Consider the following 13,997-nt stretch of genomic DNA (forward strand, 5'->3'; position numbering starts at 1 on the left):
GGTGCCCGCCCGGCGTGCGCTTGACGTGCCAGCCCTCACCGACCGCGAACTCGATCAGGGCGCGCAGCCGCTTGTGGCCGCGGGCCAGCTCATGTGCGTTCGCCATGGGGCCTCCCAGGATCAAGAGGTCGCTGCGGGCGGCCGGATACTTGAGCCAGTCGGTCCTGCCATTGCGGGAACAACTCGCTGGCGAGCGCGCGCATCGTGTCGAGCGCGGCAGGGGCGACTCTGCCGGGCGGCTGGCGGTGCTCGACCCGATGCACCGGCAGGCCGCGCGTTGCGGCACGTGGATACGCTTCTATGGCCGGCACGTCGGTGGCGAGCACGCGGATGCCGGCGCTGTCCTGGAACAGGTCGCGCAAGGCCTGCTGGATCAGCCGTGCGTTGGCGGACACCGGGTGGACGCGGTTGATGAGCAAGTGCAGCGGCGGCGGTTCGATGCCCAGGTGCCGGTACGGCGCAATGTCTTCGAGCAACTGCATGGTGCCGCGCCGCAGCTCGCGTGCCGCGAGGATCTCCGGCGTGACGGGCGACAGCGCGAGATCGGAGGCGAGCACCGCCATCTCCAGCAGCACGGAACGCGCGCCCTGGGTGTCGATCAGCACCAGGTCGTAGAGGGGAGCAAGTGCTGGCAGCAGATGCCGCAACCGCAGGCGGCCATCCGGCGCATGCAGCAACAACGTGTTCAGCTCGCCCCGGTGGTCGTCGGACAGCACCAGGTCCAGGCCCGCGATGATCGTGCGGGACACGAGCTGGCCAAGGTCGCGCTCGTTGAAGGCCAACAGCTCATAGATGCCGCCCGGCGCGCGCTGGGTCAGTTCGTAGTAGGAGGACAAGGTGGGCTGCACGTCGAGATCGAGCAGCAGCACGCGCAGGCCCGCGTCCGCGGCGAGCCCGCCCAGGTTGGCGGCCGTCGTGGTCTTGCCGACGCCGCCCTTCGTTGAAATGATGGACACGACCTGCATGGCGCTCTCCGGCTGGGAATGGGAAGTCCGCGGGAGAGCGGGTCAGGTCCGGTGGTTGAGGCGCTCGGCGATCCACTGGTCGATTTCGATCGAATCCCAGCCGACAGCGCGCACGCCCAGGCGCAGCGCCTGAGGGAACTGGCGCTTCTTCATCAGGTTGTAGATGTGGGCGCGTTTGAAGCCGGACTTCGCTTCGACTTCATCGAGCCGCAGGATGCGGCGCTCGTTCGGCGGGAGTACAGGGGTCTGCGACATGGCGGTCACTCCTGAACGCTCGGTGGCGTTTGTTGGCGTGACCTCTATTCAATAGACCTGGCTGCGGAAAGACATTGCAAATGCAATCTCCGCGATTGCACATACAAGCTGGATAACCTCATGCGCTTGCGCTACGAACGTACCTCTTAGCGTTGGCGAACTTTCCGTTTAAGGTGCGCTCAGTGATGCCCATGGTGCCGCCGTAGTGGGCGACCAATGCAGAGACAAGGGCCTCCTGCGTTTTGAAGCTGGAATAGGGCACGCCTGAAGGCGACTGGCTCAGCATCAGCGTCAACATCCCTCCAATGATGTTGAGATAGGTCGTTTCCGCCCGTTCGCTGATCTCGCATTGCTTGGATGCCAACAGCACCGAGGATTGCTTGAGTAGCGTGTCGTGCTGCTCCTGCAGTTCTCGCATCTCACGTCGGGCTTGTTCAAGCGCGGCCTGAAGGGCCAGCCGCTCCACGAGGATCGCCTGTCCTGTTTCCATGGTGATGAAAGGATGCGCCATGCGTTCGCCACGGCTGAACAGAAATCCTGGCCGGTGCTCGGGATAGTGGGTGCGCATCCAGCGTTTTAGATCGACATGGCGAACAGTCAGATCCAGAGAATTGAGCAGGTTCGGATCATTGAGCGTGATCCCGTTCTTGCCGTAGGGCAGCTCTCCGTTGAGGATGCCGTCATAGATACGTTCCGAGTGCAGCCGGCACTCATTCCATCGAGGGCAGTTCAGCGACCGAGGCAGGACACGCGGTGACGCGATCGTGGCCAGGATCATCGGGAGATACCGCAGCAACCCAGCCCATCGGATGGCCGCCTCGATGGGACGATAGAACACCTTTGATGTTGAAATGTCCTTGTGCATGTCTTCGTCTCCTTTCGGGTGCGCTACATCACCGGCTCCTTTCTTGCCCAAGGGCTGTTGTGTCGTTATGGCCTGCGACGGACGCTTGAGGCGATGCCCTAAGCGAAGGCGGAGGAGGCCATTGGCGTCCGCCGCAGGTGGCCTTGTCTTGCTTGATATGCAAGAATCGATCAGTTGCCGGCCCATCGAGCGATGAGGACGCAAGCTCGATATTGGCGCTCACGGTACCAGCGTCATAGGTGGCGCAAAGCCCATCAAGACCGATTTGGTATGGTCTGATATCCAGACGGTTCAAGACCAGCGAGTTGAAGCGTTCGACGCCCCTACGTCCAGTTGGGGACTGGAAATCAGCGGTTAGTGATGCATCGCTCCACATGCTGATATATCGACAAAGTATCTGCCGCAGTACCAGTGACCCTGCCAGGTTGCCCCAGCACATAGGAGACGGAGATGGCTGAACATTCCCATGAACATCAACATCACACATCCGGTCAGATGGGTAAGCACGGCCGACCATACGCCAAGTTCTGGGTGAACATGGTGTTGGGCCTCGTCGTCATGTACTTCGTAATGTTCAGCATGATCGACGGCGCCAGGGACTTCAGAAACAATCTCAACATGCTCTACATGGCGGTCACTATGTGGGCGCCAATGGGCATCTTCATGCTAGCGACAATGCCCGGCATGTTTCCAAACCGGCGGCTCAATCTCGTGCTGTACGGCTTGTTTGCCGTTCTCACACTCGGTTCTTTTGCCGCTACCCGTGCTCAAACCGGAATCGGCGATCGACAGTTCATCGCGTCTATGGTCCCGCACCATTCGGGAGCGATCCTCATGTGCCGCGAGGCGCAGCTCTCAGATCCGGAACTCGTCAACCTATGCCAAGCGATTTCCGATGGCCAGCGCGCGGAGATCGAGCAGATGAACCGGATTGCTGCACGCCTTCGTTGAGGCTGGCTGCCACTACACTGGCGCCGCGTTGCGCTCCGGCGAAGTTAACCGCAGCGATGTAAAGATGAGTACTTGCGGTGTTCCGATGCCGGCGGTTGTGTCCTACAGCCGTCCAGGTGCCAGGTAGTCCACGCGACACCACCCCGCGCTGCCTGCGGAGCGAGCGCAAGTCATGATCGTCGCAAGTTGGAGTTCGATAGCGAACCCGCTCAGCAGCTGGACGCATCAGGCGTAACGACGGGTGGATGGATCATCCTTGGACGCTGGTGGAAGTGGTTGGATGAACTTTGTTGCCGAGGGCGAAAAACAAGGCTATAATTGAGTTCTTCGCTGATCACCACAGTGGAGAAAGTGATTGGGAAACAGAGACTTAGCGCTCTAGTGCATGACTCGTCTCCCGCTCCAAATTCCAGAAAAAGGCCGAAACTCAGGTTTCGGCCTTTTTCTTTGCGTCGACGCTACGGATACACGCACGGCATCATCAGCGTCTGGATGTGTGGCATTTGGCCCTACATTCTCGCGATCTTCCCCGCCCCACCCCGGAAACGATCAAGCCCGGCTACAACGCAAGCCGGGCTCGATCAGGAACGCGCATGCGCGTTCCGTGGGGTCATTCACACTTAGTCGACGCTCGCGCCCGAGATCTTGACGGCTTCGGCCCACTTCGTGATTTCCGCATCCACGAAGGCGCGGAATTCGTCAGGCGTGGACGGCGTGAAGACGCTGCCGGCGGCCACGATCTTTTCCTTCAGGACCGGATCGGCCATCGCCGTGCGCATGTCGGCCGAGATCTTCTCGACGATCGGCGCGGGCGTGCCCTTGGGGGCGAAGAAGCCCGACCAGGGCGGCGCGGCGTAACCGGGAAAGCCCTGCTCGGCCACGGTCAGGTAATCCGGGGCGCTGGAGAAGCGCTCGGCGGTCGTGACGGCGATGATCTTGAGCTTGCCGCTCTTGGCATAGGCCTGCACGGCGGGCAGACCGGTGATGCCGACCTGGATCTGGCCGCCCAGGAGATCGGTGACCATCGGCGCGCTGCCACGATACGGCACGTGCGGCAGGTCGAACTTGCCCTCGCTCTTGATCAGTTCCATGCCCAGATGCGAGGCGGTGCCGTTGCCGTCCGAACCGTAGGCGTACTTCGAGCTGTCCTTCTTCAGGAGCTCGACCAGCTCCTGCAGGTTGTTGACGGGCACGTCGGCATTGACGACGATCGCGTTCGGGTAGAGCGTGGCTTGCGTGAGCGGCTCGAAATCCGTGCGCGGGTCATAGCGCATGTTCTTGTAGAGCGAGGTGTTGATGCCGTGCGAACCCGTCACGCCCAGCACCAGGGTGTAGCCGTCCGGATTGGCGCGCGCCACGTACTCAGAGCCGATGTTGCCGCCCGCACCGGGACGGTTCTCGACGACGACGGACTGGCCCCACTGCTTGGACAAGCCATCAGCCACCAGGCGAGCGGTGATGTCGGTGGCGCCACGGCCGGGAACGGGACGATGATGGTCACCGGACGGCTCGGGAAATTCCCGGCAGCGTCCTGGGCCTGGGCGACGCCAAACGGCGCCACGGCCGCGAGCGCCAACACGGCGGCAGCACCGCGCATGCCATGACGGCGCTTCATATTGAGACTGCTGCGATTTCCCTGCTTCATAACGGCTTCCTTAGTTAGAGAACGACCCACGGAGCACTACCAAACCTAGACGGTGGAATAGCCACCGTCCACACGTAAATCTGTACCAGTGATGAAACCCGCCCCTTCCGTCATGAGGAACAGGGCGGACTGCGCCACCTCGTCGATGGTGCCCAGACGGCCCACCGGATACTTGCCCGCCAGCGCGGCAGTCGCCGCATCGGCACTGCCGTAGCGGCGCATGACGCGTCCCGTGAGGACAGCCCCGGGCGACAGGCTGACGGCGCGAATGCCCTCGTCGGCATAATCGACGGCGATGGCACGGGCCAAGGCGATGAGGCCGGCCTTGCTGGCGCCGTAGGCCCCGCGTCCGGGTGCGGCCACACTGCCCAGCTGCGAGGCCACGTTCAGCACGAGCCCGCGACGCGCCCGCTGCATGGCAGGCAGCACGGCGCGGCTCATGAGCCAGGCGCCGGTCAGGTTGACATCGAGCGCGGCACGCCAGTGCGCGAGCGACAGGTCGCCGACCTTCTCGCCCGGTGTCACGATGGCGGCGTTGTTGACGAGCACATCCACGCGACCCCAGGCGGCGAGCACCTGCTCGACCGCCTGCGCCGTGGCATCCGGATCGGCCACGTCGAAGACGACATGCCGAAGCGCGTCGGGATCCTCGCCGCCACGCTCGGCCAGCGCGCGGGCGTCATGGTCACAACACGCCACGCGCGCGCCGGCGGCGCGGCAGGCTTGTGCGATCGCCCAGCCGAGATCGCCCCCTGCCCCGGTGATGACGACGACCTGCCCGGCCAATGCGGGATGCGCGATGGCCGTGCTCATAGCGGCCCACTCCCGAGCGAAGCGCCACCGCACACATACAAGGTCTGTCCGGTGACGGCACCGGCCGAGACCGACAGGAAATAGGCCACCGCACCCGCTACCTCATCCGGCTGGATGAGCCTGCCGATGGGCAGCGAAATCTGCGCCGGCGCGCCGCGCGAGGGGTCGCTCAGCATGGGCGTGTCGACCGCGCCGGGCGCCACCACGTTGACCGTGATACCGCGGCCGATGAGCTCAGCCGCCAGGCTGCGGGCCAGCCCGATCTGAGCGGCCTTGCTGGAGGCGTAGGCCGCCCGGTGGGCACGGCCGAGGACGGCACGGCTGGAGACGAGGACGATGCGCGCGCGCCGCTCGAGCAACGACGGCACGATCGCGCGCAACAGCGCCATGGGCGCGCCCACGTGCAACTGCCACATGAGCGCGGCGTCTTGGTCACGGGTATCGATGATGCCGCCCGTGCGCATGACGCCCGCGGCATGCACGAATCCAGTGATGGGCCCACCGTCGAGCGAGAGCGCCAGCCGGCGCACGGCGTTGGGATCTGACAGATCGCACAGATGATGCGTGTACGCCGGCCCCAGATCGACCGGCACGGGCTGGCGATCCACGCCGATCACGGTCCAGCCTTCGTCTAGCAGCAGCCGCGCGAGCGCAAGGCCGATGCCGGAGGACGCGCCGGTCAGGATGCAGCGAGGCGGCGTGCAGATCATGACGCGGCTCCTGCTCAGGCTTCCAGCGTGGTGAGGCGCTTTTCGAGCGCACGCATCTCTTCATAACCCATGAGGGCCATGATGTCTTCGATGCCCACCAGCAGATCCGGGCGATCGACCGGCTCGCCGCTGGCGATCACGCCCTGCATGACCTGGAGCGCCTGGCGCATGCCGAAGATGGCCGCAGCCGGCAGCATGCGCGGCAGGCTGATGCGCTTGACACCGATTTCCTTCAGACGCGGCAGCGGAATCAGCGGCGTCGTCGGACGGGCACGGATGCCGAAGCCCATGTTGATGCTGAGCGGCACGCCAGCAGCGTCGACCAGGCGCTTGATGTCGTCCTCGGTGCGCACGGCATCCGGGAAGATCATGTCGGCGCCGGCACGGCCATAGGCGCGCGCCCGCTTGACGGCGCCTTCGATGCCTTCGATGGCGATGGCGTCGGTGCGCGCGATGATCACGAAATCATCGTCGCGGCGCGCTTCGCAGGCCGCCTCGATCTTCTTGACCATCTCGGCTTCGGGGATGACGTCCTTGCCGGGCATGTGGCCGCAACGCTTGGGGCTCACCTGATCTTCGATGTTGATGCCGGCCACGCCGGCTTCTTCGAACATGCGCACCGTGTGGAACACGTTCACCGGATTGCCGTAACCCGTGTCGGCATCGGCCGTCATGGGGATGGACACCGAACGCGCGAGGTTGCGGCAGTGGGCGACATTCTCGGAGAGGCCGAGAACACCGATGTCCGCAATGCCCAGCAAGGCGTTGGAGACAGCCGCACCGCTCGTGCACGCCGTCTTGAAGCCCGCGGCTTCGACCAGACGGATGCTGTAGCCGTCGTAGACACCCGGCGAGACGATGAAGGGCTCGTTCTTCAGGAGTTGCCGGAACTGATGACGGGGATTGCTCATGACTTGCTGTGCTCCAAGGAAGGCGTCAGGCGATCGGCACGTGCTGCCGCGCGATGGCCGGCGCGCCGTAGGCCAGGTGTTCGAAAAGATGTTGCGTCGCGCGCTCGATGTGCGAGCGCATGAGCGATTCGGCGAGCTCGGCATCGCGGGCACGGATGGCGCGCACGATCTGCCAGTGCTCGGCGTAGGCGTCCTCCTTGCGCTCGAGGACACTGCCGGAGTGCCGGCGGTAAATGCGCAGGAGGTGATAGAGATCGCCGCACAGGCTGTTGATGATGCGTTGATTGCCGCAGGCCCGCACGATGCGCTCATGAAAGTCGAAGACGCGCGCGCCGACGGCCTCGCCCTGCGCCACGGCCACGCGGTGCTTGCGATCGCGTTCGAGATCTTCCAGCAGGCGTGCGATGTCCTCGTCGCTCATGCGGCGCGTGGCGAGATTGCACGCGACGCCCTCGAGAGCCATGCGCATCTGGAAGAGTTCCAGTGCCGACTCGGCGGACAGGAGCACCACGCGCGCCTTCATGTAGGGCTCGCGGGTGACCAGTTGAATGCCTTGCAGCCGACGCACCGCCTCGCGCACGGGCCCGCGACTCACGTCGAACTCCTGCGCGAGCGCCACTTCATTGATGACGCTGCCAGGTGCCAGCCGCCCCTGATAGATGGCGTCCAGCATGCGCTCGAAGACGGCATCCGACAGAGGCCCTGTGGGCTCGTCCTTGATCAGTTCGGTGGTGGCGGAAATGCTCATAGTGTTGACAGCCTATCAAAGAATTGGAAAAAGTGTCAACTCTTCAACGATTCGACACAAGTCAGGGAACGCCCAGGGCTGGCCGGAATCTCTCCTGCCCTCACCCTGGCAATACCAGGTTCATACCACATCGCTCTCGATGCACGAGACCCATTCGCTTGCGCGGCACGCCATTCTCCATCGAATTTCAAGTGTTGACCGCGTCATACGCAATGCACCAATCCCACCATAGTGTTGACACTATCGGACAATGACCCGTAAGATGATTGGCAGTTGAGATTCTGCCCCTTACGCCATGACCCGTGATTTCGTCCATGGCGACCAGTCGCTGCGCACCATCGACCTGGCCGCTGCCGCCCCCCAGACCGGATTCGACGGGGTGTCCAGCCTGCCGTTCGTCATCCGCATCCTGATCGAGAATCTCTTGCGCCATCAGGCCTGGGGTGCAGCCGTCTCCGATACGGAGATCGGACGGCTCTGGCGCTGGCGTGAGCACGTCGGTGCAGACCTTCCCTTGCATGTTGCTCGCGTGATCCTTCCCGACTCCAGCGGTCTGCCGGTGCTGCAGGACCTGGCCGCGCTGCGCGATGCCGTGGCGGCCGCGGGCGGTGACCCGGCGCGTGTCGACACCCGTGTGCCGGTCGACCTGATCGTGGATCACTCGCTGCAGGTGGATCACTGGGGCGACGGCCAGGCCGTGCAGCTCAACCTGGGCCGCGAATTCCAGCGCAACGACGAGCGCTACCGCTTTCTCAAGTGGGCGCAGCAAGCCTATCGCGGCCTGCGCGTCATTCCGCCGGGCACGGGCATCATCCACCAGATCAATCTCGAGTACCTCGCGAGCGTGGTCACGCGCCACCCGCAGGCCGATGGGGTCTGGGCCTACCCGGACTTCGTGATCGGCGGCGATTCGCACACCCCCATGGTCAACGCGCTGGGCGTTTTGGGCTGGGGCGTGGGTGGCATCGATGCCGAATCGGCGCTGCTCGGTCAGGCCTATACCTTCCCCATCCCCGAAGTCGTCGGCGTGCGGCTCACGGGCGCGGTCAAGGCACCTGCCCTGTCCACCGATGCCGCGCTCTACATCACGCAGCGGCTGCGCGCGGCCGGCGTCACCGGCACCATGGTCGAGTTCTTCGGCCCGGCCGTGGCAAGCCTGGGCATTCCGGAGCGCGCCACCATCGCCAACATGGCGCCCGAGTACGGCGCTACCTGCGGCTACTTCCCGCTCGATGCGCAGAGCATCACCTACCTGCGCCTGACCCGCGGAGACGCCGACGAAGCGGCCTTCGTCGAGGCCTATGCGCGCGCGCACCATCTGTGGCGCGACGACAGCGAGCCGGTCTACTCGCGCGTGCTGGAGATCGACCTTTCCGAGGCCGGGCCCAGCATGGCGGGCCCGCGACGTCCGCAGGATCGTCTGGCCCTGCCCGAGATCGGGCCTGACTTTCGCCAGCGCCTGGCGCAACCCATCGCCGAGGGCGGTTTTGCCGCCGCCCCCGCCCCTGCGGGCGAGATCGGCCACGGCGCCGTGGTGCTGGCCGCGATCACGTCCTGCACCAACACCTCCAATCCGAGCGTGATGCTGGCCGCGGGCCTGCTCGCCCGCAACGCACTGGCCCGCGGCATCACCCCAGCCGACTGGACCAAGCGCTCGCTCGCGCCTGGCTCGCGCGCCGTCACGCAATACCTGAGCCGCGCGGGGCTGCTCGATGCGCTCGAGGCCCAGGGCTTCTATGTGATCGGCTACGGCTGTACCACCTGCGGCGGCAAGTCCGGCCCGCTCACACGCGAGGCCGCTGAAGCCATCACGGACGGCAAGCTGGTGGCGGCTGCCGTGCTGTCGGGCAACCGCAATTTCGAAGGCCGCATCCACAAGCTCGTGCGGGCCAACTACATCGGCTCACCCGCGATGGTCGTGGCCTATGCCCTGGCCGGCCGCATCGACATCGACTTCGATACGGATCCGCTGGGCCACGACACGGACGGCGCGCCCGTTTACCTGCGCGATCTCTGGCCCACGCCGGCAGACATCGACGCCTTGCTGCCGCACGCGATGCAGCCGGAGCTCTATCGCGAGATCTACGCACCGGCCGCGCTCGACAGCGAAATCTGGCGCAGTCTGGAAGCCCCGCGTGGGCTGCACTTCCCATGGGATCCGCAATCCCACTACCTCGTGCAACCGCCGTTCTTCCAGAACCTGCCGGAGGACGCCCTCGGCGAACTCGCCCGGCGTCTGAAGCACGCCCACGTGCTTGCAGCCTTCGACGACTCCCTTACGACGGACCACATCTCGCCCAGCGGCGAGATTCCGCTCGATACCCCTGCCGGCCAATACCTGGCCGAAGCCGGCATTGCCCCGCGTGACTTCAACACCTATGTGGGACGCCGCTGCAACTACCATGTGATGACGCGCGCCACCTTCGCCAACATCCGCATCAAGAACGCCTTGGTGCCGGATACCGAAGGCGGCTACACGCGCCATTTCCCGGATGGCGCCACCCACACAGTGTTCGACACGGCCAGCGCCTATGCCAAGGACGGCATCGCGAGCCTCATCCTGGCCGGCAAGGACTACGGCATGGGCAGCAGCCGCGACTGGGCTGCCAAGGGCTCCGCGCTGCTCGGCGTGCGCGCCGTGATCGCCGAATCGTACGAACGCATCCATCGCGCCAACCTGATCGGCATGGGCGTGCTGCCGCTGGCCTTCGCGCCGGGCCAAGGCTGGCGCTCGCTCGGCCTCACGGGCAGCGAGCGGTTCTCCTTCGCCAACGTCGAGGCAGGGATCACGGCCGGCGAGCCCATCCACGTGACAGCCACCGACGGCGAGCGCACCATCCGCTTCTCCGTCACGGCGCAGGTGCTCACGCAGGCCGAGCGCCAGCTCATGAGCGAAGGCGGCATTCCGGCTGCCGTGCTGCACCACTTTCTGAAAGCGCCGGCCGCGGCCGCGCACTAACCTGGATATCCTCATGCTGGATCTCGTACTGACCAACGCCCGATTGATGCTGCCCGGCCACGGCCTGACGGACGGCGTGCTCGGCGTGCGCGACGGCCGCATCGCCGTCATCGCCGCCCACGGCGAGACGCTCGCCGCGCGCGAGACCGTGGATTGCGAAGGCCGCTGGGTGCTGCCCGGCCTCATTGACCCGCACGTGCACTTCGGCTTCGGCTCGCCCGAGACGGACTTCCTCACCGAGTCGCGCTTCGCGGCGCTGGGCGGCACGACCTCCGTGCTGTCGTTCCACCGCTCGGCCGACATCCGCGATTCCGCCGACGCCGCCCGCGACCGGGCGCTCGCGCAGAGCTGCGTGGATTTCGGCTTTCACTTCGGCATCACGAGCCAGCTGCACGTGGACACGCTCGCCGAGATTTCCGAGCGCTTTGGCGTCAGCTCGTACAAGCTCTACATGATGTACAAGGGCGCAGCGGGCCTGTCCAAGGGCTTCACCGACATCGACGACGGGCTGCTCTACAGCGCGCTGAAGGCCACTGCCGCGATTCCGGGCGCCATCATGGGCGTGCATTGCGAGAACGTCGAGGTGATCCCGGTGCTGCGCGAGCCCCTGCGCGCCGCCGGCCGTGATGACCTGGCAGCCTGGAACGAGCAAAGCCCCGATTTCCTGGAAGCGGAGAATGTGCACCGTGTGTGCTACTTCGCGAACAAGGTGGGCGCTGCCGTGAACATCGTGCACCTGAGCAGCCGCGAGGCGCTGGCCGAAGCCCGCCGCCATCGTCGCACCAAGGGCGCGCCGCCCATCTACGTCGAGACCTGCCCGCACTACCTCTTCCTGAACGACCAGTCCCCGGCCGGCACCTACGCCAAGGTCAACCCGCCCGTGCGCGGCCAGGACGATGTCGAAGCCATGTGGGAAGGCGTGCTCGATGGCTCGATCACCACCATCGGCACGGATCACGTGCCGCGCAAGCGCGTCACCAAGGACAAGGACATCTGGACGGCCAGCAATGGCTTTCCCGGCACCGGGCTCATGCTGCCCATCCTGCTGCATGAAGGCTATCACCGCCGTGGCGTGCCGCTCGAAACCCTCATCAACGTGGCGGCGGGCAATTCGGCCGACATCTATCGCATGCCGTCCAAGGGCAGCATCACGGTGGGCAAGGATGCCGACCTGGTGATCGTGGACCCGGATCTCGAACGTACGGTGGATCCGGCCACGCTCGAATCCCATTCGGATTACTCGCCCTACGAGGGCATGACCCTCAAGGGCTGGCCGGTTCGCACCTTCGTGCGTGGCCGCACCGTGGCTCTCGATGGCCGCATCACTGACGAGGCGACCGCCACCCCGGGCGGACGCTACCTGCACCGCATCTAAGACACACAGGACACGACATGAGCGATAACCGCAAGCGCATCTGGGACGACTTTCTGACCGAGCGCGACAAGCAGGTGCTGGCCCAGGCCGGCTACGGCAAACGCGGCGGCTTCGGCAAGCGCCCGGCCCTCTTCATCATCGACGTGCAGTACAACTTCTGCGGCGACAAGCCCGAGGACATCCTCGAAGGCCTGAAGCAGTACCGCACGCACTGCGGCCGCGAGGCCTGGGAAGCGGTCGAGCACATCGTGCCGCTGCTCGAACTCGCCCGCGACAAGAACATCCCCGTGTTCTACACCGAGAGCGGCCGCCGCGCGGATCTGCTCGACAGCGGCGTGCAGGTGGGCAAGAACCATCGCGGCGGTGAGAAGACCGTGGTGGCCAACACCCACGCCACGCAGACCGTCGAGCCCCTGGCGCCGCGCCCGCAGGACATCCGGATCACGAAGCAGAAGCCCTCGTGCTTCTTCGGCACGATCTTCATGAGCCACCTGAACTTCCTGGACGTGGACACGCTGATCCTCGTGGGCTGCACGTCCTCGGGTTGCCTGCGCGCCACCACCGTGGATGCGTACTCGTACAACTTCAAGGTGATCATTCCTGAAGAAGCCGCGTTCGATCGCTTCCAGGCCAGCCACGCCATGAGTCTCTTCGACCTGAACTGCAAGTACGCCGACGTCATCCCGTCGGCCGAGGTGCAGGACTACCTGCGCGAACTGCCCGCGAAGGAAGCCTGAACATGACGGCGGCTGTCGGTGCGTTGCCCGTGGTGCTGCTGACGGGGTTTCTCGGCAGCGGCAAGACCACCCTGCTCTCCACCCTGGTGCGCAGCGCGGCCTTCGCCGACACCGCCGTCATCATCAATGAATTCGGCGAGATCGGACTGGACCACGCCCTCGTGGGGCAATCCGACGACGCCGATGTGGTCCTGCTCGATTCGGGGTGCCTGTGCTGCGCCTCGAGCAGTTCGCTGCAGGACACGCTCGAATCCCTCTGGTATCGACGCCAGCGCGGCGAGATTCCTGCATTCTCGCGCGTGGTCGTCGAGACCTCGGGCCTCGCCGATCCGGGCCCGGTCATCAACACGCTTGCTGCCGATCCCTTGATCGCCAGGCACTACCGCTTCGCGGGTGCGATCACGACGCTCGACGCGATGCACGGCCTGGCCACCTTGGCCGAGTACCGCGAGGCATCGACGCAGGTGGCGATCGCCGACCGGATTGCACTGACAAAGACGGACATGGTGGGGCCGGAGGTGACGTCGGCCGTGATGGCCGTGCTCGCCGAGCGCAACCCCACGGCCCCGATCCAGCAGATCACGCCGGCCAACCGCGCAGACGAAGCGCCGCGGCTTTTCGAGGACTTGCAGGCACGTCACCTGGATGCCGTGCCTGCCGACACCAGGACGGGCCTCTCGGCCATCGGCCATGTGCTGCGTTACGGCATCGTCTCGCACGCCTGGCGCCAGCCCGACACGCCCATGGACTGGGGCACGTATGCCGCCTGGGTGAAGCACGTGCAGCGGCACCTGGGCGACCGGCTGCTGCGCGCCAAAGGCATCCTGCACTGGCAGGATGGCACCGTGCGGGCCATCCACGGCATCCATCACGTGTTCGCGATGCCCGAGCCGTTGCCGGCTGCGGCGGCCGGCCAGGCGGGCGCCATCATCCTCATCGTGCGCGACACGGACACCGACGAAGTCCAGGCCGCGTTCGCGCAGCTGCAAACGCAGGGCGACGCGCCTGACTGATGCGCAAGCCACAGCCCAGGCGGGGCACGGCTGGCGGTTATCATGCGACA

At 65.4% G+C, this 13,997-nt stretch carries 12 protein-coding genes and 2 pseudogenes; 5 read left to right on the forward strand and 9 right to left on the reverse strand.

What is annotated here, in order from left to right; all coding sequences use genetic code 11:
* The 4 genes and pseudogenes from IMZ29_RS16220 to IMZ29_RS16235 form a co-directional block, all read right to left on the reverse strand.
* Nucleotides 1-106: pseudogene (locus IMZ29_RS16220) on the reverse strand (type II toxin-antitoxin system HicA family toxin); the annotation flags it as partial.
* Entirely contained in the window at nt 90-965 is an 876-nt protein-coding gene (locus tag IMZ29_RS16225; RefSeq protein ID WP_003098988.1) for a ParA family protein, read from the reverse strand. The gene IMZ29_RS16225 and the pseudogene IMZ29_RS16220, both read right to left, overlap by 17 nt.
* 42 nt (nt 966-1,007) lie before the next feature.
* Nucleotides 1,008-1,220 (reverse strand): AlpA family transcriptional regulator, encoded by a 213-nt coding sequence (locus IMZ29_RS16230; protein WP_003090093.1) that lies wholly within the window; start codon nt 1,218-1,220, stop codon nt 1,008-1,010.
* 118 nt (nt 1,221-1,338) lie between these two features.
* Entirely contained in the window at nt 1,339-2,085 is a 747-nt protein-coding gene (locus IMZ29_RS16235; protein WP_003098991.1) for a hypothetical protein, read from the reverse strand.
* A gap of 450 nt (nt 2,086-2,535) precedes the next feature.
* Here IMZ29_RS16235 and IMZ29_RS16240 point away from each other — a divergent pair, with 450 nt between their 5' ends.
* Nucleotides 2,536-3,036, forward strand: a complete 501-nt coding sequence (locus tag IMZ29_RS16240; protein ID WP_003098996.1) for a DUF305 domain-containing protein — start codon at nt 2,536-2,538, stop codon at nt 3,034-3,036.
* 620 nt (nt 3,037-3,656) lie between these two features.
* Here IMZ29_RS16240 and IMZ29_RS16245 read toward each other — a convergent pair.
* From IMZ29_RS16245 to IMZ29_RS16265, 5 genes and pseudogenes are all read right to left on the reverse strand, one after another.
* A pseudogene (locus IMZ29_RS16245) lies at nt 3,657-4,681 on the reverse strand (Bug family tripartite tricarboxylate transporter substrate binding protein).
* Between the two features lie 45 nt (nt 4,682-4,726).
* Nucleotides 4,727-5,494, reverse strand: a complete 768-nt coding sequence (locus IMZ29_RS16250) for an SDR family NAD(P)-dependent oxidoreductase (protein ID WP_216186024.1) — start codon at nt 5,492-5,494, stop codon at nt 4,727-4,729.
* On the reverse strand, nt 5,491-6,204 hold the full coding sequence (locus IMZ29_RS16255; protein ID WP_216186026.1) for an SDR family NAD(P)-dependent oxidoreductase: 714 nt from the start codon (nt 6,202-6,204) through the stop codon (nt 5,491-5,493). Before IMZ29_RS16255 ends, IMZ29_RS16250 begins: the two co-directional genes overlap by 4 nt.
* 14 nt (nt 6,205-6,218) lie before the next feature.
* Nucleotides 6,219-7,115, reverse strand: a complete 897-nt coding sequence (locus IMZ29_RS16260) for an isocitrate lyase/PEP mutase family protein (protein ID WP_216186028.1) — start codon at nt 7,113-7,115, stop codon at nt 6,219-6,221.
* A gap of 25 nt (nt 7,116-7,140) precedes the next feature.
* Nucleotides 7,141-7,863 carry a GntR family transcriptional regulator gene (locus IMZ29_RS16265; protein ID WP_216186030.1) on the reverse strand — a complete coding sequence of 241 codons (723 nt, stop codon included), beginning with the start codon at nt 7,861-7,863 and terminating at the stop codon, nt 7,141-7,143.
* Between the two features lie 295 nt (nt 7,864-8,158).
* Here IMZ29_RS16265 and acnA point away from each other — a divergent pair, with 295 nt between their 5' ends.
* Genes acnA through IMZ29_RS16285 form a run of 4 tightly spaced genes read left to right on the forward strand, consistent with a single transcriptional unit; the run spans nt 8,159 to nt 13,947 of the window.
* Entirely contained in the window at nt 8,159-10,822 is a 2,664-nt protein-coding gene (gene acnA / locus IMZ29_RS16270) for an aconitate hydratase AcnA (RefSeq protein ID WP_216186032.1), read from the forward strand.
* A gap of 13 nt (nt 10,823-10,835) precedes the next feature.
* On the forward strand, nt 10,836-12,197 hold the full coding sequence (locus IMZ29_RS16275) for a dihydroorotase (protein WP_216186034.1): 1,362 nt from the start codon (nt 10,836-10,838) through the stop codon (nt 12,195-12,197).
* 17 nt (nt 12,198-12,214) lie between these two features.
* Entirely contained in the window at nt 12,215-12,934 is a 720-nt protein-coding gene (locus IMZ29_RS16280) for an isochorismatase family protein (RefSeq protein WP_216186036.1), read from the forward strand.
* 2 nt (nt 12,935-12,936) lie between these two features.
* Nucleotides 12,937-13,947, forward strand: a complete 1,011-nt coding sequence (locus tag IMZ29_RS16285; RefSeq protein ID WP_216186038.1) for a CobW family GTP-binding protein — start codon at nt 12,937-12,939, stop codon at nt 13,945-13,947.
* Nucleotides 13,948-13,997 lie beyond the last annotated feature (50 nt).

The organism is Verticiella alkaliphila, from assembly GCF_018904615.1.
Classification (GTDB): domain Bacteria; phylum Pseudomonadota; class Gammaproteobacteria; order Burkholderiales; family Burkholderiaceae_B; genus Verticiella; species Verticiella alkaliphila.

Coding starts and splice junctions, on each gene's coding strand:
- IMZ29_RS16225 (WP_003098988.1), bottom strand. CDS start 965: ATGCAGGTCGTGTCCATCATTTCAACGAAGGGCGGCGTCGGCAAGACC.
- IMZ29_RS16230 (WP_003090093.1), bottom strand. CDS start 1,220: ATGTCGCAGACCCCTGTACTCCCGCCGAACGAGCGCCGCATCCTGCGG.
- IMZ29_RS16235 (WP_003098991.1), bottom strand. CDS start 2,085: ATGCACAAGGACATTTCAACATCAAAGGTGTTCTATCGTCCCATCGAG.
- IMZ29_RS16240 (WP_003098996.1), top strand. CDS start 2,536: ATGGCTGAACATTCCCATGAACATCAACATCACACATCCGGTCAGATG.
- IMZ29_RS16250 (WP_216186024.1), bottom strand. CDS start 5,494: ATGAGCACGGCCATCGCGCATCCCGCATTGGCCGGGCAGGTCGTCGTC.
- IMZ29_RS16255 (WP_216186026.1), bottom strand. CDS start 6,204: ATGATCTGCACGCCGCCTCGCTGCATCCTGACCGGCGCGTCCTCCGGC.
- IMZ29_RS16260 (WP_216186028.1), bottom strand. CDS start 7,115: ATGAGCAATCCCCGTCATCAGTTCCGGCAACTCCTGAAGAACGAGCCC.
- IMZ29_RS16265 (WP_216186030.1), bottom strand. CDS start 7,863: ATGAGCATTTCCGCCACCACCGAACTGATCAAGGACGAGCCCACAGGG.
- acnA (WP_216186032.1), top strand. CDS start 8,159: ATGACCCGTGATTTCGTCCATGGCGACCAGTCGCTGCGCACCATCGAC.
- IMZ29_RS16275 (WP_216186034.1), top strand. CDS start 10,836: ATGCTGGATCTCGTACTGACCAACGCCCGATTGATGCTGCCCGGCCAC.
- IMZ29_RS16280 (WP_216186036.1), top strand. CDS start 12,215: ATGAGCGATAACCGCAAGCGCATCTGGGACGACTTTCTGACCGAGCGC.
- IMZ29_RS16285 (WP_216186038.1), top strand. CDS start 12,937: ATGACGGCGGCTGTCGGTGCGTTGCCCGTGGTGCTGCTGACGGGGTTT.